Origin of the sequence: Pseudomonas sp. CP4, assembly GCF_047758505.1 — a bacterium.
In the GTDB taxonomy this organism is placed as follows: Bacteria; Pseudomonadota; Gammaproteobacteria; order Pseudomonadales; family Pseudomonadaceae; genus Aquipseudomonas; species Aquipseudomonas fluorescens_AO.
This window is the reverse complement of the sequence record NZ_CP180489.1, coordinates 341,252-362,116: the sequence shown is the minus strand read 5'-3', so window position 1 is coordinate 362,116 and position 20,865 is coordinate 341,252. Positions and strand designations below refer to the sequence as shown.

16 protein-coding genes are annotated in these 20,865 nt (G+C 60.1%); 6 read left to right on the top strand and 10 right to left on the bottom strand.

Annotation, left to right across the window (positions count from 1 at the left end):
* Positions 1–23: 23 nt before the first annotated feature.
* The 3 genes from ACMYUN_RS01425 to ACMYUN_RS01415 are packed head-to-tail and all read right to left on the bottom strand — an operon-like array spanning position 24 to position 4,815.
* Positions 24–2,426, bottom strand: coding sequence for an aldehyde dehydrogenase family protein (locus tag ACMYUN_RS01425; RefSeq protein ID WP_415762532.1), 2,403 nt, complete (start codon positions 2,424–2,426; stop codon positions 24–26).
* 1 nt (position 2,427) lies between these two features.
* Positions 2,428–3,558, bottom strand: a complete 1,131-nt coding sequence (locus tag ACMYUN_RS01420) for an acyl-protein synthase (RefSeq protein ID WP_415762531.1) — start codon at positions 3,556–3,558, stop codon at positions 2,428–2,430.
* Between the two features lie 9 nt (positions 3,559–3,567).
* Entirely contained in the window at positions 3,568–4,815 is a 1,248-nt protein-coding gene (locus tag ACMYUN_RS01415; protein WP_415762530.1) for an MFS transporter, read from the bottom strand.
* 324 nt (positions 4,816–5,139) lie between these two features.
* Between ACMYUN_RS01415 and ACMYUN_RS01410 the strand changes: the two genes are divergently transcribed.
* Positions 5,140–5,328, top strand: a complete 189-nt coding sequence (locus ACMYUN_RS01410) for a hypothetical protein (RefSeq protein ID WP_039760509.1) — start codon at positions 5,140–5,142, stop codon at positions 5,326–5,328.
* 18 nt (positions 5,329–5,346) lie between these two features.
* On the opposite strand, the gene ACMYUN_RS01405 is transcribed toward ACMYUN_RS01410, so the two are convergent.
* The gene (locus tag ACMYUN_RS01405; RefSeq protein WP_415762529.1) at positions 5,347–5,724 is read right to left on the bottom strand and encodes a fe2+ zn2+ uptake regulation protein; all 378 of its coding nucleotides are present in this window, start codon (positions 5,722–5,724) and stop codon (positions 5,347–5,349) included.
* A 243-nt stretch (positions 5,725–5,967) separates the two neighbouring features.
* Here ACMYUN_RS01405 and ACMYUN_RS01400 point away from each other — a divergent pair, with 243 nt between their 5' ends.
* On the top strand, positions 5,968–8,307 hold the full coding sequence (locus tag ACMYUN_RS01400) for an acylase (RefSeq protein ID WP_415762528.1): 2,340 nt from the start codon (positions 5,968–5,970) through the stop codon (positions 8,305–8,307).
* Positions 8,308–8,360: 53 nt separating this feature from the next.
* Here ACMYUN_RS01400 and ACMYUN_RS01395 read toward each other — a convergent pair whose 3' ends face one another.
* Complete coding sequence (locus ACMYUN_RS01395) at positions 8,361–9,362, bottom strand: FecR family protein (protein WP_415762527.1); 1,002 nt, start codon at positions 9,360–9,362, stop codon at positions 8,361–8,363.
* 153 nt (positions 9,363–9,515) lie between these two features.
* On the opposite strand from ACMYUN_RS01395, the gene ACMYUN_RS01390 reads away from it, so the two are divergent.
* Positions 9,516–9,785, top strand: a complete 270-nt coding sequence (locus ACMYUN_RS01390) for a PepSY domain-containing protein (protein ID WP_129998693.1) — start codon at positions 9,516–9,518, stop codon at positions 9,783–9,785.
* A 72-nt stretch (positions 9,786–9,857) separates the two neighbouring features.
* Here ACMYUN_RS01390 and ACMYUN_RS01385 read toward each other — a convergent pair whose 3' ends face one another.
* Positions 9,858–14,795 (bottom strand): dermonecrotic toxin domain-containing protein, encoded by a 4,938-nt coding sequence (locus ACMYUN_RS01385; RefSeq protein ID WP_415762526.1) that lies wholly within the window; start codon positions 14,793–14,795, stop codon positions 9,858–9,860.
* Positions 14,796–14,963: 168 nt separating this feature from the next.
* Between ACMYUN_RS01385 and ACMYUN_RS01380 the strand changes: the two genes are divergently transcribed.
* Positions 14,964–16,007, top strand: a complete 1,044-nt coding sequence (locus ACMYUN_RS01380) for an Ldh family oxidoreductase (RefSeq protein ID WP_415762525.1) — start codon at positions 14,964–14,966, stop codon at positions 16,005–16,007.
* 43 nt (positions 16,008–16,050) lie between these two features.
* Here the strand turns inward: ACMYUN_RS01380 and ACMYUN_RS01375 are convergent, their stop codons facing one another.
* The gene (locus tag ACMYUN_RS01375; protein ID WP_016774661.1) at positions 16,051–16,368 is read right to left on the bottom strand and encodes a DUF883 family protein; all 318 of its coding nucleotides are present in this window, start codon (positions 16,366–16,368) and stop codon (positions 16,051–16,053) included.
* A 153-nt stretch (positions 16,369–16,521) separates the two neighbouring features.
* Here ACMYUN_RS01375 and ACMYUN_RS01370 point away from each other — a divergent pair, with 153 nt between their 5' ends.
* Complete coding sequence (locus ACMYUN_RS01370) at positions 16,522–16,776, top strand: hypothetical protein (protein ID WP_003224595.1); 255 nt, start codon at positions 16,522–16,524, stop codon at positions 16,774–16,776.
* Positions 16,777–16,782: 6 nt separating this feature from the next.
* Here the strand turns inward: ACMYUN_RS01370 and ACMYUN_RS01365 are convergent, their stop codons facing one another.
* Positions 16,783–17,697 carry a LysR family transcriptional regulator gene (locus tag ACMYUN_RS01365; RefSeq protein WP_039760520.1) on the bottom strand — a complete coding sequence of 305 codons (915 nt, stop codon included), beginning with the start codon at positions 17,695–17,697 and terminating at the stop codon, positions 16,783–16,785.
* Between the two features lie 84 nt (positions 17,698–17,781).
* On the opposite strand from ACMYUN_RS01365, the gene ACMYUN_RS01360 reads away from it, so the two are divergent.
* The gene (locus ACMYUN_RS01360; protein WP_415762524.1) at positions 17,782–18,705 is read left to right on the top strand and encodes a carbon-nitrogen hydrolase family protein; all 924 of its coding nucleotides are present in this window, start codon (positions 17,782–17,784) and stop codon (positions 18,703–18,705) included.
* A 147-nt stretch (positions 18,706–18,852) separates the two neighbouring features.
* Here ACMYUN_RS01360 and ACMYUN_RS01355 read toward each other — a convergent pair whose 3' ends face one another.
* Positions 18,853–19,326, bottom strand: coding sequence for an LEA type 2 family protein (locus ACMYUN_RS01355; protein WP_415762523.1), 474 nt, complete (start codon positions 19,324–19,326; stop codon positions 18,853–18,855).
* Positions 19,327–19,391: 65 nt separating this feature from the next.
* Positions 19,392–20,858 carry a nucleobase:cation symporter-2 family protein gene (locus tag ACMYUN_RS01350; RefSeq protein ID WP_415762522.1) on the bottom strand — a complete coding sequence of 489 codons (1,467 nt, stop codon included), beginning with the start codon at positions 20,856–20,858 and terminating at the stop codon, positions 19,392–19,394.
* Between the last annotated feature and the right edge of the window lie 7 nt (positions 20,859–20,865).

The following is a 20,865-nucleotide window of genomic DNA, read 5'->3' as shown; positions in this document are numbered from 1 at the left end:
ATGATCTGACTTGCGCTCAAACGTCAGCGGCGCGAGTCGATGACCAGTGGCGTCTTGCCGCTGTGTTTGTTTTGAATGAAATCGGCGGGCGAGCATTGTCGGGTCTGCATGACCAGCAAGCCGCTGTCGATGACCGTATTCAGAGTTGAATAATCCGCGAGCCGGGCTTTAACCACGTCAGTTGCAAGTTCGCAGTGCAACTGCAGACGCTCAATCCCGTCGCAGGTGTGGTCCAGGTGCAACTGAATTGGTGCCTGCAGCCGTGCAGAAAGCTCGCCTGCCGAGATGAAGTCGGTGCCAATACGCAGCAGCGTGCCGTGGCGTTGCAGCAGTTCGAAACGTGGCGACTGCAACCCGCAGGCGCAGACACCCGGCAGCCAGCGCCCGGTGTCGCCGATTTCGTAACGCTGCACGCGCTGGCCACCTTCACGGGCAAGCGAAGTCACTAGCAGCCGACCCACTTGATCGTCGACCACCGCGACATCTTCATCCAGCGCAACGATTTCCAGTTGCTGGATATCGCTCATCAAATGGAAAACTCCGTCCGCTGAAACCTGGCAGGCATGGCCAATCGGGCCGGCATCGACGCTGCCGTAAATCGCCGAGCGGATCGTCGACACGCCACAACTGCGCAGCAATTCACGGTGCTGTTCGCTCAGGTGCTCGCCACCGAGAAAGACTTTTTCGACCCCGCCATAAGCACGCAAATGCTCCTGCTCGTTGAGGAACAGGCGATGCAGCGTGCCCGGCATGCCGACCAGCACATTGACCCGCTGGTCGATGATCAGTCGGGCAATTTCCCGATAGTCGTTATCAGTAGGCGCGGCCATGGGCAGGTGCGTCACTTCGAGCCATTCCAGTGCTTTGCCGAAGCTGAGAAAACCGCCGTACAGCCCGCCACAGAAAAACAGGTTCATGACCCGATCCCGCGCCGGATCGAGACCGGCGGCGAACAGGCCATCTGCGGTTGCGCGCATCTGCCGATCGAAGTCGCGATAGCTGTAGCCGGCCAGCGCCGGGGTGCCGCTGCTGCCTCCGGAGCGAAAATACAACTGCGCCTGATCGTTGACGGGCTGGGCGACGAAAGCCGCTTTGTCCATGATCGCAGCGCCCGGCTTCGCGGGTGATGACGCTGTATCGAGAGAGGCTTGATTCGGCAGTTGCGTCGCCGCCAGACTCACCGATACGCGGCGATTCAGACGTTGCAGCGCGTAGACGCCGTCATGGGGTTCGCCTGCGTAACCGTCGTGAATGCTGCCGATCGGAGCAATACGCGTGACCCCGGCGCCGATGAGTGCATGGGTCAATTCGACAATGCGCGATTGCGCGCACACCAAAGCACAGCTTTGCAGCACGTTGCGCCATGGCAGCAGGGTGGCGGTCAGCAAGGCCTGTGGCACCGGGTGCAGCAACACGCTGCGGAACAGCGGTGAAGGTGCAAGTTGCCGATCATGGCTCCAGATCACCCGCCAGCCTGGGCCGTTCCAGACTTGGCCGGTGTGTCCGGCAAAACTCTGGCCGAGGCGGGCCATCTGCGTATGCGTGGTGATTTGTGAAGCTTCCTGCAGTGTCGGCACCAGTGCGGGCCATTGTGCGGCGCGGCGCTTCAACGCTTGCGCCAAGCGTTCACCGATATCGCGCAAAACCTGTGGATCATCGCTGTCCACCAGCAACCATTGCGGGCTGGAGCAGGCCTGCTGATCCAGTCGGCAGACCTCGTCGGCCACAGCGTCGAGCGCCTCGGCCGTGGCAGTTTGCGCACAGAGATACACGAAGCTGATGCGATGTCCCCAGTCGATCCAGCGACAACCCGGCGCCAGTTGCTGTCGAATGGCTTGCAAAGCCGCTTCGCCACCCCACGCTGCGACACCGTTGGCGTGCTTGCACAGTAGGCCAATCTCGCCGGTGTTGGCTGGAATCACCGCTACATAACCAGCCAGTTGCCCGCTGGCATCGCACGCTACCAATGTGCTCAGCAGTCGCGCCGTCAGGCCTCCATCGCTGCGGCTGGGCCGCAACCAGTTAACGTTGCCGGCCAGCAGACTTTCGACCACTGCGCAGAACGCCACCAGCGGCGCATTGGCGGGGGTGATGTGCACCACCAGACCGAGCGGACGCCAGGCTTCGAAGCGTGGCTGGCGATAATCGATACGGCGCAGCGAATCGGCATCGGCGCCGAGTTCGCGCTGGCGCTTGTGCCTCAGCGCTTGCGGTTGGCAGAAATCGATCAAGGCTTGCCGTTGTTGGTTGTCGAGCGGCAAATCGGTGGCCGCGCTACGCAGCTGCCGGGCAAAACACGTCACGGCCTGGATGACCGTGCCGCTTTCGAGTGCCGTCGCCAACCGGTGCGGCAGCGCCTGTTGCAGGTCTTGCAGCGCTTGGTCGAGGCTGTAACTGTCGTGCAGTTGTCCATTGATCAGATACATGTCAGTGATTTCCCAGTAATTCGGCGGCGGCCATTGCGCAGCTTCTGCCCGCTGTCGTACCGGCGCGGCCGTGCAGTTCAAACCAGTCGGTGGTCAATCCGCAGCCGCAGCTTGCGCCCGGGTGCAGCGTCGCCAGGTCGCTCATGACCACGGCATGGGCGGGGCTGGAGGAGATATAGGGCGAAACGAAGCCGAGCAGGCCTTGTTGGCCGTAGGGCAGCAGGGAAAAATCCGCCGGGTTGCGGATCAACACCTGCGCATACACCGGCACGTGAAAGCGGTGATGGGCACATTCGATGTAAGGCACTGCGTGCTCGACGGCACCGTAACCATCGCGGCAGCGAGCGGGTTCGATGCCCAGTTGCCGATGGATATGGGCGTAGAGCTGCTGTCTGGGGATTTCTTGCGCAGTCTGGGTTTTCCAGCCTCCGCCAAAGAAAACCAGGGAACCGCCCGGCAAGTGCAGATCGTCGATGCCGGTAGCCTGCATGCGTTGCAGGGTCTGCCACAAAAACGCCGGGAAACCGAAGATCCGCACCGGCAAACCTTCTTCAGCGAATGACTGCAACGCGGCGATCACCCCGAACACGTCGAACTGGTGGCCGCTACCGGTGTTGCGCAAGGCATAGACCACCCGGTTGGCCGGGGCGAACCGACACAGAAACTGGTCGGTGAATGAGGTGCCGAGGGTAATGCGGCCTTCGGGTTCGTAGCTGAGCAGCAGGTAATTGCACGGTGTGTCCGGGGCGTCCCAGCCGTAATGGCGGAAGATTCGCGCGACCATGAATTGCGCCCGCGCCAGGCTGCGCTCGTCGTAACGCATCCGGCTTTTCTGCCCGCTGGTGCCCGACGAAGTCAGTTCCAGGGCGTCCGTGGCAGTGCTGCTGAGCAGCAGGTGCTGCTTGAAGAAGCTGGCAAAAATCGGCGGCAGCCGTGACCAGTCATCAAGACTGTCGAGGTCTTGCGGCGACAGTCCATGGGCGTTGAGCCAGTGGCCGTAACCGGGCGTGTGTTCGCAGTGAAAGCGGCTGATTTCAGCCATCGCCCGATCGAACAGACCGGGCGGGGCGGAATTCAGGCAATAGGGTTGCGGCAACGCGCACAACGCGTCGGCATAGGGTAAATGAGTCATCAATGTTCCTTATTGAGGCGAGGCCACATCAGGCGTGGGGGTTTGCAGGAGCCGGTGCAGAAAAGGCAGGCACATCAGCCCGCCAAACGCCGCCCAGAGCGCAAAATGTTCGACACGGCTGCCGCCTCCGATGGCAGCAATCAGCGAACCGCCGAGCCCCATGACGGCAATCGAGAGCATGCCGGTCAGCGCCGAGACCAGACCTTTGCTGTCATCACTGGCAAACAGCGCGAGGCGATACACCGCTGCATTGCTCATGCCCAACCCTACGGCGTACAACGCGAGGCTAGCCACCACGGGTCCAAGTCCGGCCCCGAACAATGCGCATACGGTCAGCAGCAGCAGGCCCAGACAGAACGGCCACAGAGCTAGCAGGATCAACTGCTGCAACGAGCGGGTCTTGAGTAAGCGGTCGAGCAGCAGATTGCCGGCGATCACTGCCGAGAACACCGGAATCTGCCACAGGCCATATTCCAGCGGCGACAGTTCCAGCACCCACACCAGCAGCAACGGTGCCAGACCGATCCAGGCGATCAGCGGCAGACTCATCAGGCCTAGCGCCAGACTGGCGCAGAGGAAGCGTGGATTGCTGAACAGCGTTGCGTAGCGGCGAGAAGTCAGGCGCCACGAGAAGGGCACAGCGGGAGTGCGTCGGCCATCGCGGCGCTCAACGCCAACGGTTTCCGGCATCCACAACAACAGGCCGAACCAGACCAGCGCCGCTGCGAGACCAAGCAGTAGAAAAATTCCCCGCCAGCTCAGCCATTCCAGCAAGAGGATTCCCAGTAGCGGGCCGAGCAGCGGCGACAACAACGCAACGTTGCCGAGCAACGCCATCAGCCTGACGGCGTCGGCTTCGCAGAAGACCTCCTGCAATGCCGGATAGCTGACCGCGACAACGAACCCCAGCCCCATGCCTTGCAACAGACGCAACAGGTTGAAAGCTTCGATATTGCCAATGAAAAAGGCTGCAGCACACGACACGCCGAAGAGCGCACTGCCGATCAATAACAGTGGCCTGCGCCCGAATTGATCGGACAAGGGGCCCAGTAGCCATTGCAGGCAGACGCCACCTAACAGATAGAGATTGAAGGCATTGGGAACATGCCGCGCGTCCGCCTCGAGCTCGGTCGTGACGTCAAGCATCGCCGGCATGATCACGTCGCTGGCCATGTAGGTGAGGAGTTCGAAAGCGGTCAACGCCAGGCAGAAACCTGCTACCTGTCTGGGGCCGATGTTTATCAGTGTTCTCTGCATGAACATCCCTGTTTATCAGTTGTAGGAAGTTCGCAGAGCCTAGGCGCAGACGCACGGCGGACCTAGGCGTTTGCTGCGTCAGCAGATTTCAAAAACTTACGGAATGTTTAAACGTTTGGCGCGGCGGCAAACATGGTTACCTGGCTGCCACTCACGCAGAAACAACAATGCCCGCGACGGTGCGGGCATTGTTTGCAGCCAATCGCCTGAGCGGTCCGAGCCTCAGGGTCGGCCGGTCATGCAGCGAAAAACCTTCAGTGGCGGTAACATGAGGCCCCGCTTACCCCGGCAAGCGCATACATTCCAACGTTTCAGGAAACCGCAATGACCCAGAAGCAACGCTTGATTTACTCGATTCTGATCGCTCTGTCCGTCCTGGCGATCATGCTGGGCCTGTCCTGGCTGCAGAACACCGGCATGATCACCGAGAAGACTTTCCAGTACGTGGCGATCGGCGTGGCGGTCGTGGTGGTGGTAATCAACGGCGTGATGCGCCGCAAGGTCAAGCCCTGACGGCGAGCCCCCGGGGCCTCAATCGTGGTTGAGGACCGCCGCAGCCTGCGGGTGCAGGCTGTAACTCTTGTCGGCGTTGAAGGTGATCACGCCTTCGGCGCACAAGCGTTTGAGCACTTCGCGCACGCTGAGAAACGACAACGGCACGTCCAGATCGAGCAACTGGCTATGCACGCCTCGCACGCCCAGACGACGATCGCTCTGTGCCGCCACCAACAGGGCGTCGATCACCTTCAAGCGAATCAGGCTGGTGCGCAGGCCGAAACTCTTCAGCAGAACCCGGATACGCTCATTGCCCGGGCGTTCGCCGCGCTGGGTGAAATTGCCGGTGTGCGAACTCATGGAAACGCTCTGTGGCGTCTGGCTACCGTCCGATGGTAGTTGCGAGTTGTACATGCGATTACTCCTTTTCAGAGCCAGATCGGGAAAGGTTTTGTTGCGCTCTCTAAACAAGACGTTTCAGTTCGACAAATCATGAAAGAAAAGATGTAGAAATTTCGTCGCAAATTCGTCTCGGCCTTGTGATGCCGGCCTTGCCTGATTGGATTGCCCGCTAAATTTTTTTCCTCAGCTTCGTTTCTTCGACAGGCTCATTGCGCGTGGACGCAGGGGCAATCGACCTATCGATCAGGAGCGAGCGTGATTATTTCCAGGCAACTCACCGGGCTGGCCATTGCCGGCACCTTATTCGGGCTGAGCCTGTCGGCCCACGCGCTGAGTCCGTCTGCGGACATCCGCGCGGACATTCGCCGCACCACGTTTGGCGTGCCGCACATTCGCGCCGAGAACGAACGCGGTCTGGGTTTCGGCATCGGCTACGCCTACGCCCAGGACAATCTGTGCCTGCTGGCTAACGAGATAGTCACCGTCAATGGTCAGCGCTCGCGGTATTTCGGTCCCGAGCAGTTCACGGTCGAGCAACGGGAAAACCGTGTCAGTGATGTGTTCTTCACTTGGCTCAACACACCCGAGTCGGTCAACGCATTCTGGCAGGCGCAACCGGTTCAGGTGCGGGATCTTGTCGAGGGTTACGCCGCCGGTTACAACCGTTATCTGGCTGAACGCCGTCCGCAAGGGTTGCCGCAGCAATGCCAGGGTGAATGGGTGCGTGATATCCACGCCGAGGATCTGGTCAAGCTGACGCGGCGCCTACTGGTTGAAGGCGGTGTGGGCCAATTCGCTGAAGCCCTGGCTGGCGCGACGCCGCCGCAAGCTACTGCTCAGGTCCAGCATGGCACCGAGGCGTTCCAGTTGGCCGACGCACGTCAGCAGCGTTTCGCCCTGGATCGTGGCAGTAATGCCGTGGCGGTCGGCAGCGAGCGCTCGTTCAACGGCCGCGGCATGTTGCTGGCCAACCCGCATTTCCCGTGGGTCGGCGGCATGCGCTTCTATCAGATGCACCTGACCATTCCCGGCAAGCTCGATGTCATGGGTGCCGCTTTGCCGGGATTGCCGATGATCAACATCGGTTTCAACCAGCATCTGGCCTGGACCCACACCGTCGATTCGTCGAAGCACTTCACGTTGTATCGCCTGCAACTCGATCCGAAGGATTCGACCCGGTATTTGCTGGACGGCAAGTCGCTGCCATTGAGCAAACAGACGGTCACCGTGCAGGTCAAGCAGGCTGACGGCCAGGTCGTGCCGGTGGCCCGCGATGTTTACAGTTCGCAATTCGGGCCGATTGTGCAATGGCCGGGCAAGCTCGATTGGGACAAGCAATACGCCTACAGCTTGCGCGATGCCAACCTGGAAAATGATCGCGTGCTCAAACAGTGGTATGCGATGAACCTGGCCGGCAATCTCAAGGATCTGCAAGACGCGGTGCAGCAGATACAGGGCATTCCGTGGGTCAATACCCTTGCAGTGGATGACAAGGGGCAGACGCTGTACATGAACCTGTCGGTGGTGCCGAACGTCAGCGTGGAAAAACTGGCCAAGTGCAGCGACCCGCGCCTCGGTCTGCGCATGATCGTGCTGGACGGCTCCAACAGCGGCTGTGCCTGGGATATCGATCCGCAAGCGGCGCAGAAGGGCATATTCGCTTCCAGCCAGCTACCGCAATTGCTGCGCAAGGATTTCGTCCAGCACTCCAACGATTCGGCATGGCTGGCCAACCCGGCGCAGCCGCTCGCTGGTTATTCGCCGCTGATCAGCCAGGACGGCCAACCGCTCGGCCTGCGCTCGCGATTCGCCCTTGATCGTTTGGCTGACCTGAGAAAAAAAGGCCCACTGGCGGTCAAGGATCTACAGCACATGGTGATGGACGATCAGGTTTATCTGGCCGCGCAGGTCATGCCGGATCTGCTGAGGTTCTGCGGATCCGATCTGGGCAGCGATGCGGCCACGCTGAAGCCGGCCTGCGCCAGCCTCAAAGCCTGGGACAGCCGCGCCAATCTGGATGCCGGGCTTGGTCTGGTGCATTTTCAAAACATCATGCAAACGCTGCTTGAATCACCGGATATCTGGCGGGTGGCATTCAATCCCGCCGATGCGCAGAACACGCCGCGTGGTCTGGCGGTCGAGCAACCGGCAGTTGCCAAAGCGCTGCGCGAGGCGATGCTGGGGTCGGTCGAGCAGGTCGAAAAAATGGGCCTGAAGCCAGACATGCGCTGGGGTGATATCCAGGTGGTCAGCAGCGGCGGCCAGCAAACGCCGATTCATGGCGGGCCGGGTACGCTGGGCATCTACAACGCGATGCAAAGCGTGCCACGTGAGGACGGCAAACTTGAGGTGGTCAGCGGCACCAGCTATCTGCAAGTGGTGAGCTTCGACGAAAAAGGCCCACATGCCCAAGGGCTGCTGGCGTTCTCGTTATCCAGTGACCCGGCGTCGAAATATTCGCGTGATCAGACCGAGGCGTTTTCGAAGAAACAGTGGAGTCTGCTGCCGTTCACCGAACAACAGATCCAGGCGGATCCGCAATATCAGGTTCAGACGATCAAGCAGGATCAGGCAGGGAAAGTGGCAGCGCAGTAGAACAGTCATCGCCTGAAACAAACGAAGGCCGCCTCCCGCAAGGGACGCGGCCTTCAGCTTTTGGAGGGGCGTTGCGGCATCGAATTGATCACGGGGTTGCCTTCCTTGTTGCGGGTCAGGTAGACCGGCAGCACTTTCGGCAGGCTGTTGGCGAGGTTGCTCATCTCTTTGATGTTGTACACGCCGCCCACGCGAATCGCGCCGGTACCGGTGTCGGCCAGCATCAACGGTTTGTCGAGGTATCGGTTGATCAGCGGCAGGGCGTCGTGCAGGGCAAGGTTGTCGAGTACCAGTCGGCCGCTGCGCCAGGTCAGCGAGGTGTCGCCAGGGTAGGTCTGGCTGATTTGCGGGGCGTAATCGCCATGCCGGTAGCGTGCCTGCATCGAAGGCGTCAGGCGCAAACCGTCACCCGGCAGATCACGATTGCTGCTGACCAGCACCGAACCTTCGACCAGATTCACGCGAACCTGATCTTCATACATCCACACATTGAACCGGGTGCCGGTGACGCGAATCTTGCCTTCGCCGGCGCGCACCACGAACGGATGCACGGTGTCGTGACTGACATGGAAAAACGCCTCGCCCTTGTTCAGGGTCACGCGACGTTCATGTTTGTAATTGCTGAAGGTCAGGTCGGTGTTCAGGTTGAGTTCCAGCTGGCTGCCGTCACTCAGGGTGACATGACGCACACTGTCGGTCGCGGCGTAATGCTGATAACTGTCGGGCAACCAGCCCAGACTCCAGCCACTGTAGCCCGCCAGTGGCAAGGCTAGCGCACAGGTGCCAGCGATGACCGCGAACTTGCGCCACGGACGCGACGGTTTGCGTTGCGCGACCAGCTCCCCCGGTTCGGTTCGAGGCAGGTCCCCGGCGACTTCCCAGATTTCCTGCATCGCTTCGTATTCGAAGGCGTGCAGGGGATGGGCATCGTGCCATTCCTGGAATGCGCGACGCTCCTCGTCCGTGCAGTCAGCGGCGTGCAGACGCATGCACCAGTGCGCGGCGGCATCGGTGATCGCATCGTATTCGGCTTCCGAGAGAGTGTCTTGGGTCATTGACTCGTCCTGATTTCGCTCATTCTAACCTCGCCGGCAGGCTGCCGAGAACATCCGTCATGGCATTTACCCATCAACGTGGAACTTATTTTTCCCTGTGGCGCCCAAAAAAACAGGAAGCAACTGCCTACTATCCATAAATGGAGTGAAAAAATGATCAAACAGACATTCGCAGCCCTGATTGCCACCGCCGGTTTGCTCAGCGCCGGTGCCGCTCTCGCGGACAAGCCAGGCGCAGGCTGGATCACCATCGAAAAAGCCATCGAAGTCGCCAAGACCAAGGCCGGTTATGTCGAGCTCTATGAGATCGGTGCCGACAATGACGGTTACTGGGAAGGCGAAGGGCGCAAGGCCGATGGCAGCGTTTACGAATTCCGCATCGATGGGGCGTCGGGCAACGTGCTGCGTGATCAGAAGGATTAACGCACCGTTACAACCTTTGCTGTATGTACGAAATGCGCTGGCGTCGAGCCAGCGCATTTTTTGTAACAGCGTTTATGAAGATGACGGCGGGGATGATGTCCCGCTTGTTTCAGGTGCCGGTAAGGGAATAGGCGCCGGGAGCGGATCAAGGACTTGCCCCAGTTCGCTGATCAGCAGCGCGATCGAGTCGGCATTGGCCAGAATCACCTCGATGCGCGGCTCAATCCCAAGCGGATTGCGAAAAACTTTGCGGGCATCGGCAAGCGTTGTGGTTTTCGTCAGTTTGAGAAGCTTCTTGTACTCGTTGATCTGCAGTGGCAATTGGTCCAGATCCATCCGTTTCCCGTTCGGGCCAATTCCGGTGAACAAACGCGACGGCGGCGTAGATCTCGACAGGGACTTGCGCAGACGTTCAAGGTCGGCTTTGATCAGCTGCCCGTCCGAGGAAGTCGTGTCAATGAGATTCGTGTAAGGCGCCCTCGCTTCGACGGAAGCCAAGTCTTCACTGTCGCAAATCAGATGCGACAGCTCGTGGATCAACGTGACCGCACGAGCGTGGGAATCAACGTTGAACCTGGCAGGCAACACAGGCGTATAGGCATCCATGTCCGGATTAAAGAAATGTTCGGTCAGGTGGACAATCCGTCGCTTGTCCTCTTTGAACACAAAGGCCACGGTGTCGTCGTCATAGTAGGCATTGAGCCCGGCGAAAAACCGTTCGGTATAGAGCAGATCGTCTTTCGGATCGGTCAGCTCGCGACAAATCGGCAGAATCACCTTTTCGATCTTGCGCAGCAGGAAGGAAGTCACTTGCGGCACTTCGAAGAACTGCCTGAGCACTGTTTCTACCCGGGTGCCACCCAGGTTGTCGCGATGCACGACGAAGTTATGCAGGCAGTTCAGGGCATAGGTTCGCGCCCGGCCGACTGCCTGCTGTATGACGAAGGCCCTGGCCGGATATCGCCGATGGATCTGTGTCATGCCCTGGGCCTGAACGTACATCAGGATTGAGCGGCTGCGCTCGACTTCTTCTTGCTGCATCTTGCCGCGTTTTGATCGGCAGCGCTGGATGGAATGGCCTGGGCGTGCAACAACCAGCCTGGAATTTTTCTGTTCAAGCGCCGGCCCTTCGCCGCCATCCGGTTTGCGCACAAACCAGGCGTTATCCGATTGCGCTACCGGATAGACCTTGCCGGCAATCGCAGCGTATCTATGCAATTTCGACGCGTCGGCGTACACCAGTTTATTGCTCTCCAGCTTGAGGTCTTCCAGCGCGGTGGCAGTTTCGAAGCGTTGCAGATTGGCGCGAGAGGACGTCGCTGGCGGAACTCTGGACCAGCGCGAGACAGCCTTCACCGGCGTCTCTGTTCGGGTCTTAGTCGGCGTCGACGAGGTTGACACTGGCTCAGCGGCGAATTCGGACGTTGCGCCTTCGCGCTCCGGATCCCAAGCCACGCGCCCCAGACTCAACAGGGAGATGGCACCGGCAATAAAACTCTTGAGAGCGTTGGCCCAGTGATGATCCTGAAGGTCATCGGCCGACTCCTTGAAGTCCTGGTAGCTTTTCCAGAGGAAAAACAGCGACGCCAGTTTTCCTGGCAGCAAATGCGGAACCAGGCGGACCCCGTGGCTGAACAGAAACTTGGCTGCTTCCCAATCGGACTGGGCGTTGATCTGCGGCTGGCTACTCAGCAGTCGCGGCAAGAGGCTGAGGGTATCTTTGTGGAATCGCTCCAGTGCATTGCCTTTGATGGCGGTGTCCTGAAGGGTGATTTCGCTGGTTTGGCCGATTGTGGTGTTCAATAAATTCTTGAAGACACTTTGCTGGGGGGCCGGCAGGCGCCGGATCACCAGATCCTGAAAATGCCCGGGAGTGTTCAGCGCATCGATCAACTGGCTCTGATTCTCGAACTCGCGAAATACGAACCTGGAGTAGGGCGCATAGAGCACCCGTGGGCCGCTTGTTCCTGCGCCAGGCCCGAAGACATACATGCCCAGCGCCTCGACGGGATCGGCGTGCGCGGTTTTGATAAACGCCAGGGGGCTGACAATCGCATCGGCACCCTCGACCATCGTACGCGCCATCCCGTCCGGCATATCGAGCACCTGGCACACATAGTCGTAGCCGGTATCTGACAGTTGTTGTTGTAACTTCAACGCGTGTGCGTGCTGGATCAACTGCCAGGGCAACTGACGGAAGAACCGTTGTTTGCGCGCGCGCGCAGCGTCATTGTCCGCTGTCAGTGCTTCGGTCACTTTGCTCGTGTAGGTCGTGGCCACCTCCAGCGACTGCAACAGTTGGCGCACGGCGGCCGGGTCAAGTTTTTCCGGTAATACCGTGGCGGTTTTCGAGGCCACTTTGAAACCGGTGCCTTGCACAACGTTGTAATGATGCAGGGCAAACTCCAACAGATCGCATGCAGGTCCGGCGAGGGTCAGGTTGGGCGTGATCAAGATGTCCTGAGGCGTTAGCCCATTGTCGGGAAATCTGGCGTCGAGCAATGTTTTGAGGGTCTGCTCGACATAGGTGGCCAAGGCCGGAACGTCGTCGAGAAAATCCTTGCCGTCAAGAAACGCGCGACGCACTTCATCCAGCAGCGCAAGGTGTGTGCGTTGCTCTGTTATGGGCGCCATGCGCAACCAGTCGGGGTAGTCCAGGTGAGTGGAAACTGTTTGCGCAAGGTCAATGGCCCGACGCAGATTGGTATTGATACCCTTGGTTTTCATGCAGTCCAGGAAGTTTGCAAGCGTTTGTCTGTCCTTGATACACGTGCGCAACAGCTCACACTCCGCCAGGTAATGTTCAATGGCCGATTGCATGCGCTCGCTTGCGACGCTGCCTTCGATCAATTGAAAAGTGCCGAGCGTGTATTGCTGATCCAGTCGACGTTGCGCTGGCGGCAGATTTTCCAACAGTGTGTGACTCTGGTTGTTGTCGTCCAGTCGGCGTTGCAATTGCGTGCGCGCAGTGTCGATGTCTTTGAACGACTCCAGGCCTGCGGTCGGTGTCCAGAGCACGCAGTGCCCGGAATGCGCGTTATCCATTCCTCCGCGTTCGGTCATCAGCAGACAATACGCAAGCGGTAGCGCACCGCTTTGGCCAGAGCAGGTCAGCGAGAGTGACCAGGCGTCCGGACGGAAACCGTTGATTGACTGACGATCGTTACGTGTCGTGCGCCTCGCATCGAAGACGGTTTCGACAATCTTGCGGTCAATACCTGGCGAAGAATCCTTGAGGCCACGCATCTGCGCTTCACTGCGCAGGCCATCCTCGAATGCTCGCGCCAGCTTCCAGCGAATGCTTTGCACAAAGGCTCGCTGATCGTCGCCGGTCAGGGTTGGCTGATCTACAAAGCTGCTGGCGAGACTGTCCAAAGTGGCGTTCAGGCTTCGTGTCAGTTGCCTGGCCTTGTCTGCCTGGACACGCGAGGCCGGTGGAGTACTGGAAAACAGCGGTCGGGTGCTCCAGCGCGCGTGGACGTCAATGTTGAGCAGACGTTGGTGAATCATCGAGCGGATATCCAGCGCCTTGTCGAACAGCGCATGAATGTCGGTGGCACGCTCGCTCTGGCGAAAACACTGCAAGGCAAATTCGACGTTCTGCCGTTGTTTGGTAATGATCGCCTCGAACAGCGTGGTCATGATCTCGCCGGCGATGTTTTCACCGGATACCCGAGCGTGGGTGAAACCCAGATAGCGATTGCGTTCCTCCAGGCTCATCAGCCCGTACAGTTCGTCCTCATGGCCAACCGCCGCGAGCTTGGCAGTCAGCGTTCGCTGGAGATCGACGTAGTTTGTGAGCACCTGCATGCCTTGGCTCGGCGTGTAGAGGTAGGCCTTGTCGTGATTGATCATCAGCGAGCCGGCCAACTCGACGGAAGCCGTCTCTTCGCTTAAACACACTGTTTCAAAGGTCGGACGCTGCACCGCTACGGCGGGCTCGCGGATCAAGGTATGCAGGGCATCGAACTCGCCAGCGGAGAGAATTTCCGTTTCACGTTTGATCATCAGGTCCGCACGGGCCTGATCCTGCAGAGTCCGACTGAAGAACGCGCGTCGTGAGGAGCCCTCGAATGAGGCGGCATTCCAATACGTTTCCAGTTGCCGAAAAAGCAGAATGGTCAGCTTGCCCGATGCTGACTTGATCGCAGTTGACCAGGCTGACTGGTCATCTGCGGCGGCTGACCTGGCGGGGTGAGAAAACTCGACGGTCTGGCCACGGGGCCAGCCCTGCCGGCGAAAGTGCAGCAGCAGCGCTTCACTCAGCGACAGCGACTGGGTTGGCTGCCTGACTTCACCGGCGGTCTGCGCAGTAGTCGGGTAAAAACTGACCCGAGTTGCCGATTGTTGCAGGTCGCCAAAGTGCGTCTCGAGTTGTGCATCGAGAATGGTTTGCAACAGGCTGGAGAGCGAAGGCAGGCGTTTGAGCTCGTCCAGCATATCGTTCGCGCAAGCGCCCAATTGCGCTTTGATGGCGGTTGACTGGTCGTCGAACACATCCCCTGTGATCGTTTCGCGGGTCATGGTTATGCCGCGTTTTTCCACCAGCTCCTTGCGCATCGATACCGTGAGAAAGGCCAGCAGATCGTCCTCTTCATCGGCGTTGTCCAGGCGCGTTTGCAACGCCTGCGTCAGCGCCTGATCGTCACTGAATTTTTTCAAGCCATCGTAGGGGGTATAGAGAAATACCCCGCCGTCATCCGGTCCGGTGCCAAGGACGAAACTGCCAGCCAGCGGCACAGGTGATTGCTTCTCGGCGTTGAGCAAAATGCGCTCGGCGAGCATTGGCGGGGTTTGTTCACTGCGCAGGGCGTGGGTCGCCAGCCGCACATGCGCCAGCCAGCTGAAGTCTTTGCTGTTCAGACCATGCGCTTTGGCCAGACCGGGATGCAGGCCGGGGGATCTCAAAATGTCGGGAAACAACAGTGGGGTGGGCGAACTGGACATCATAAGGACTCTGAACGGGGCGCCGTCGGGCAGGGACTCAACCATAAATCCGCGGGCGGCCACGCTTGCGGTATTCAGTTACCGCACCCGCCAACGCTGAATGTGCATCCGGACGGCGACCGCAGGGTCGATCAACCCAAGGGTTGACAGCCGACAGCCCGGGCGCAGTTAATCGGTGGGCAAAACGACCGTACGCTGTTGTTCCCTCCAATAATCATTCTGGAGCTTCAGATGTCTGCGCCACACGATCAGGGCTCGTCCTCGTTATCCCTCGAAGCACTCACGCAATTGCTTGAAACGATATTTCTGCGGCACGGCACTTCCAGCGAAGTGGCGCGCGTGCTCGCGGCCAACTGCGCCGGCGCCGAGCGTGATGGCGCTCATAGCCATGGCGTGTTCCGTATGCCCGGTTATGTCTCGACGCTGCAAAGCGGCTGGGTCAACGGCCATGCGGTACCCCAGGTGGAAGACGTTGCGCCGGGGTTTGTCCGCGTCGATGCCGGTAATGGTTTTGCTCAGCCGGCATTGGCCGCGGCCCGACCGCTGCTGATGGAAAAGGCCAGTCATGCCGGGATCGCGGTGTTGGCGATTCGTAACTCGCACCATTTCGCCGCACTGTGGCCAGATGTCGAACCGTTTGCCGATGAAGGCCTGGTGGCGTTGAGCGTGGTCAACAGCATGACTTGCGTCGTACCTCATGGGGCCGACCGGCCGTTGTTCGGCACTAACCCGATCGCCTTCGCCGCGCCAAGGGCCAATGCCGCGCCGATTGTTTTCGACCTCGCCACCAGCGCCATCGCCCATGGCGATGTGCAGATCGCGGCGCGCAAAGGTGAAAAACTTCCGGCCGGGATGGGCGTCGACAGCCTCGGTCAACCGACCCAGGACCCCAAGGCGATTCTCGAGGGCGGGGCGTTGCTGCCGTTTGGCGGGCACAAGGGGTCGGCGCTGTCGATGATGGTCGAGCTGCTGGCGGCGGCGTTGACCGGCGGCAATTTTTCCTTCGAGTTCGATTGGTCCAATCATCCCGGCGCGAAAACACCGTGGACCGGTCAGCTATTGATTGTGATCGACCCGGACAAGGCGGCAGGACAGAGTTTTGCCCAGCGTAGCGAGGAACTGGTGCGGCAGATGCACGGCGTCGGGCTCAAGCGCCTGCCGGGGGATCGACGGCATCTGCAGCGCAGTCGCTCGATGGCACAGGGGATCGCCCTGGATGAGCAAACGTTACGGCAGTTGCGAGAAATGGCGGGGGAGTCGATTGCGCAGGCATAAAAAAAGCGAACCGCAAGGTTCGCCTTTTTTTGTGACGCTGAACTCAGCGGCGGCCGAGCAGCAGGCCCACCACCAGGCCGAAACCGGCGGAGATCGCTACGGTCTGCCATGGATGACCACCAATGTAGTTCTCTGTGGCTTCGACGGCAGGTTTGGTGCGGTCGCGCACGCTGGACACCGAGTCCAGCGCCAGCTGCAGTTTCTGGGCGATTTGTGCACGCAGCGTTTCTGCTTCTTCGCCTACCAGTGAAGCGCTGCTCTTGAGCAGTTTGTCCGATTCTTCGATCAGAGCCTGAAGCTCGCTGAAAGCTTGATCCTTGATTTGCTCTTCGGCAGCTTGCGAGGCGGTTTTACGGGCCATTGGGTGACTCCTTGCAGGTGAATGGACAGTGACCAATGGAGTGTAGCGGCAGGCGAAAAGTTGCATGTCATTCGCGGACGAGGGAAAACCTGCACCGGAGATTTGTGCCAAGCGTGTAAGATGTCGCCATTTTACGCAGCAGGACAAATCCCCATGAGTTTCAATCTGGCCGACAAATCCCTCGCAGAGCGCGCCGCGCTGGAAGATGAGAAATCCCGTCTGTTCGAACTCTGGCAGAACAATCTGGGCAAAGCCAAAGGCGAAGCCGCACGTCTGTTTGGCGAGCGCTCCAAGCGCAAGGGCAAATGGGCCGAGTGGGTTCGCGCCGAGCTGGACGGCATGTCGCCGCCGGAGTTCGCCAACATGGTGCGCAGCGAAGTCAATCGCCTGATGGCGGCGAACAAGTGAACCACTTCACGTCTGGCTGAACGTGGCGGCAATCGCCTCGCGAACCTTGACCAGCACCGGATCGATCTGCGTGCTGGTGCGCCAGCCGAGCTCCACCGGATAACGCGGTAAAGCCAAAGGGCAGGGCAGCAGCGCCAGTCCGCTCAGGGCCGCGATACTTGCGGCGGCATGGGCCGGGATCGTCGCCACCGCCTGACTGCCCTTGAGCAGAAACGGCAGCGCGGCAAAATGCGTGGTCGACGCGCAGACTCGGCGGCTCAATCCCACTGCCGCCAATCCCTCGTCGGTAATGCCGATAAAGCCGCCGGAGGACACCAGAATGTGCTCGCGCGCAACAAACTCCTGCAACTCGATCTGCTGCTGGCCGGGCGCGAGACTGTCGCGATCGACCAGACACGCGTAGCCACCTTCACCCAGCACCTGACGACTGAGCAGGCGCTCGGCAAACCCGCCGGCGGTGATCGCCAGGTCGATGCTGCGTTCCATCAACGCGCGGGCGACGATCTGGCTGTGGGTCTGGCGGAAAATCAGCCGCAGCTTTGGCGCGCGACGGGCGATTTCCTCGATCAAGCGGCGGCCATAGGCAATTTCAAAATCATCTGACAGACCAATCGCTACCGAGCGCCCGTCGTATTGATTGGCCGCGGGATCAAGCATGGCCAGACTTTGCCGGCATTTGTTCAGGGCATCGCTGATCACCGGTTTCAGCTGATTGGCTTGCAGCGTCGGTGCCAGACCGCGCCCGGTGCGCACGAACAACTGATCGCCATACACCTCACGCAAGCGACGCAACGCCGCGCTGACCGCCGACTGCGTTACGCCAAGACGCAGGGCGGCGCGGCTGGCGCTGGATTCCTCGTGCAGCGCTTCGAAGACTTTCAGCAGGTTGAGGTCGATGTCGGCGATATTCATTTGGCTCATATCATTCAGCAGCGGGTAGGGCTTTATTCATGATCGCGTGCCGCTGGAGAATCGGCAACACCTGAACCTGATGGAGTAAACACGATGGCCAAATCCATAGTTGCTGCGCTGCAGATTGGCGCCTTGCCCGGCGGCAAAGGCGAAACCCTCGACCAGATTCTCAGCTGGGAAGACGCGATCCGCGAATCCGGCGCGGCGCTGGTGGTGATGCCGGAGGCCTTGCTCGGTGGCTATCCGAAGGGCGAGGGCTTTGGCACCCAGTTGGGTTATCGACTGCCCGAGGGGCGCGAGGCCTTCGCGCGGTATTTTGCCAACGCCATTGATGTGCCTGGCGCGGAAACCGAGGCGCTGGCCGGATTGTCAGCGCGCACCGGGGCCAATCTGGTGATCGGCGTCATCGAGCGCGCCGGCAGCACGTTGTATTGCACGGTGCTGTATTTCGACCCTCAGGCAGGACTGATCGGTAAACACCGCAAGCTCATGCCTACGGGAACCGAGCGACTGATCTGGGGCAAGGGTGACGGTTCGACGCTGCCGGTGTTCGACACCCAGGTCGGCAAGCTAGGCGCGGTGGTGTGCTGGGAAAACATGATGCCGCTGCTGCGCACGGCGATGTATGCCAAAGGTGTCGAAGTCTGGTGCGCACCCACCGTTGATGAGCGCGAGATGTGGCAGGTCAGCATGCGCCACATCGCCCATGAAGGCCGTTGTTTCGTGGTCAGCGCCTGCCAGGTGCAGGCCTCGCCGAATGAATTGGGGGTTGAGATTGCCAGCTGGCCGGTTGATCGACCGTTGATTGCTGGCGGCAGTGTGATTGTCGGGCCGATGGGCGATGTACTGGCGGGACCGCTGCGTGGCGAGGCGGGATTGCTGACGGCGCAGATCGACACGGATGAACTGGTCCGCGCGCGGTATGACTACGATGTGGTCGGCCACTATGCGCGGCCGGATGTATTCGAGTTGACCGTCGATGAGCGCGCGAAGCCGGGGGTGCGGTTCAACTCCTGACCTTGAAACTTGTAGAGAACCTGTGAGAGCGAGCCTGCTCGCGAAGACGTAGGCACCATAAATATCGCAGTTGCCTGAACCACCGCCTTCGCGAGCAGGCTCGCTCCCACAGGGGTTGTGTGTTGTTCTGCCGATTTAGACCGCTGACTACCAGGTCGCCGCGCTCGCCTTGGGCAGGCTCAACTTGCCGCTGTCGGTAAAGCGCATCGTGCCAAACAACCCGCCCGCCAGTTTGCCGCGCAGTACGTAGGGGAGGTTGTCGAGGCTTTGCGTCTGGCTCAGGCCCAGGGTCTGGCGCAGGAACGAGAACGCCGAGACGCTGACCGGCACTGTGACAATGGCTTCAGAGAAGCGTGGGATCGAACCGCTCTGATCGCTCACGCCGGAAGCCAGCGAATGACCATTGACCTCCAGATCCAGGGCGATGCCGTTGTAGTCGATCGGCGTCTCATTGGGATTCTGCACGCGTAGCTTGATCGCAAAGCGCACTTCCAGTTCCTGACTCGGTAACGGCTCGAGGCCGACCACGTTGATGTTGACCGGGTCGCGGTTGGGAAACAGCGCGCAGGCACTGAGGGACGACAGCAAGAGCGACAGGATGACGGCGTGGACGCGGCGCATAAGAATCTCTCGACAAAAAAGGGCTGAACCGTTGCCGGTGCAGCCCTTTTCTCCGAGGCGCGACGTCAGCGGTTCAACTGTGCGACAGCCGCCGCTTGGCCGGGTTCAGCTTTGGCGGTGACGTCGGGGTTTTCCATGACCTGCAGAATCGACGCCTCCGGGTCGAAATCATCTTCTTCCAGCTCGATGAATTCCTCGGGCAGGAAGATGTTCAGCACGATAGCGCACAACGCACCGACAGTAATTGGCGATTCGAAGATGTTGCGCAGCCCTTGCGGCAGTTCGCGCAAGACTTCCGGCACCGCCGCGATGCCCAGGCCCATGCCCAGCGAGATCGCCACGATCAGCATGTTGCGTCGATGCAGGCCGGCCTCGGCGAGGATCTTGATCCCGGCCACGGCGACGGTGCCGAACATCACCAGTTCGGCGCCGCCCAGCACCGGTTTTGGCATCAATTGCAGCACCGCGCCGATCATCGGGAACAAACCGAGCAGCACCAGCAGCCCGGCGATGAAAAACGCCACATAACGGCTGGCCACACCGGTCAGCTGGATCACGCCGTTGTTCTGCGCGAAAGTCACCATCGGCATGCTGTTGAACACCGCCGCCATGGCCGAGTTGAGGCCGTCGGCGAGCAGGCCGGATTTGATTCGGCGGATGTACAACGGGCCTTTGACCGGTTGCCGCGAGATCATCGAGTTGGCGGTCAGGTCACCGGCCGCTTCCAGTGGCGACACCAGAAAAATCACCGCCACCGGCACAAACGCCACCCAATCGAAGTTGAAACCGTACTTGAACGGCACCGGCACGCTGACCAGCGGCACCTCGGGCATCGAGGCGAAATCCACCGTGCCCATCAGCCACGCCACCACGTAACCCAGGGTCAGGCCGATGACGATCGCGCCCAGGCGCAGAAACGGCACGTCGACGCGGTTCAGCACAACGATAGTGCCGATCACCAGCGCCGCGAGAAAGACATGACTGGCCGCGCCCAGGTCGGGCGCACCGAAGCCGCCGGCGATGTCGGTCATGGCTACTTTGATCAGTGACAGGCCCATCAGCGTGATGATCGTGCCGGTCACTACGGGAGTGATCAGCATGCGCAGCTTGCCGATGAACTGGCTGAGCACCACTTCGATGAATGCTGCGAAGAAACACACACCGAAGATCGTCGAAAGGATTTCGTCAGTACCGCCGCCACGCGCCTTGACCATGAACCCGGCGCTGAGAATCACGCTGATAAAGGAGAAGCTGGTCCCTTGCAGACACAGCAGACCGGAACCCACCGGGCCGAAGCGCTTGGCCTGTACGAAAGTGCCGAGACCGGAGACGAACAGCGCCATGCTGATCAAGTAAGGGATTTCACTCTGCAGGCCCAGCGCGCCGCCCATGATCAGGGTCGGGGTGATGATGCCAACGAAACTCGCCAGCACATGTTGCAGCGCGGCGAACACCGTGGCGGTCAGGTGCGGACGGTCGTTGAGGCCGTAGATCAGGTCGTTGTTGCGCGGGGCTTTGTCAGAGGCGGTCATGGTCAGG

Excerpts from the sequence above, each read along its gene's own strand:
- ACMYUN_RS01425 (WP_415762532.1), bottom strand. The coding sequence starts at position 2,426 with ATGTATCTGATCAATGGACAACTGCACGACAGTTACAGCCTCGACCAA.
- ACMYUN_RS01420 (WP_415762531.1), bottom strand. The coding sequence starts at position 3,558 with ATGACTCATTTACCCTATGCCGACGCGTTGTGCGCGTTGCCGCAACCC.
- ACMYUN_RS01415 (WP_415762530.1), bottom strand. The coding sequence starts at position 4,815 with ATGCAGAGAACACTGATAAACATCGGCCCCAGACAGGTAGCAGGTTTC.
- ACMYUN_RS01410 (WP_039760509.1), top strand. The coding sequence starts at position 5,140 with ATGACCCAGAAGCAACGCTTGATTTACTCGATTCTGATCGCTCTGTCC.
- ACMYUN_RS01405 (WP_415762529.1), bottom strand. The coding sequence starts at position 5,724 with ATGTACAACTCGCAACTACCATCGGACGGTAGCCAGACGCCACAGAGC.
- ACMYUN_RS01395 (WP_415762527.1), bottom strand. The coding sequence starts at position 9,362 with ATGACCCAAGACACTCTCTCGGAAGCCGAATACGATGCGATCACCGAT.
- ACMYUN_RS01390 (WP_129998693.1), top strand. The coding sequence starts at position 9,516 with ATGATCAAACAGACATTCGCAGCCCTGATTGCCACCGCCGGTTTGCTC.
- ACMYUN_RS01380 (WP_415762525.1), top strand. The coding sequence starts at position 14,964 with ATGTCTGCGCCACACGATCAGGGCTCGTCCTCGTTATCCCTCGAAGCA.
- ACMYUN_RS01375 (WP_016774661.1), bottom strand. The coding sequence starts at position 16,368 with ATGGCCCGTAAAACCGCCTCGCAAGCTGCCGAAGAGCAAATCAAGGAT.
- ACMYUN_RS01370 (WP_003224595.1), top strand. The coding sequence starts at position 16,522 with ATGAGTTTCAATCTGGCCGACAAATCCCTCGCAGAGCGCGCCGCGCTG.
- ACMYUN_RS01365 (WP_039760520.1), bottom strand. The coding sequence starts at position 17,697 with ATGAGCCAAATGAATATCGCCGACATCGACCTCAACCTGCTGAAAGTC.
- ACMYUN_RS01360 (WP_415762524.1), top strand. The coding sequence starts at position 17,782 with ATGGCCAAATCCATAGTTGCTGCGCTGCAGATTGGCGCCTTGCCCGGC.
- ACMYUN_RS01355 (WP_415762523.1), bottom strand. The coding sequence starts at position 19,326 with ATGCGCCGCGTCCACGCCGTCATCCTGTCGCTCTTGCTGTCGTCCCTC.
- ACMYUN_RS01350 (WP_415762522.1), bottom strand. The coding sequence starts at position 20,858 with ATGACCGCCTCTGACAAAGCCCCGCGCAACAACGACCTGATCTACGGC.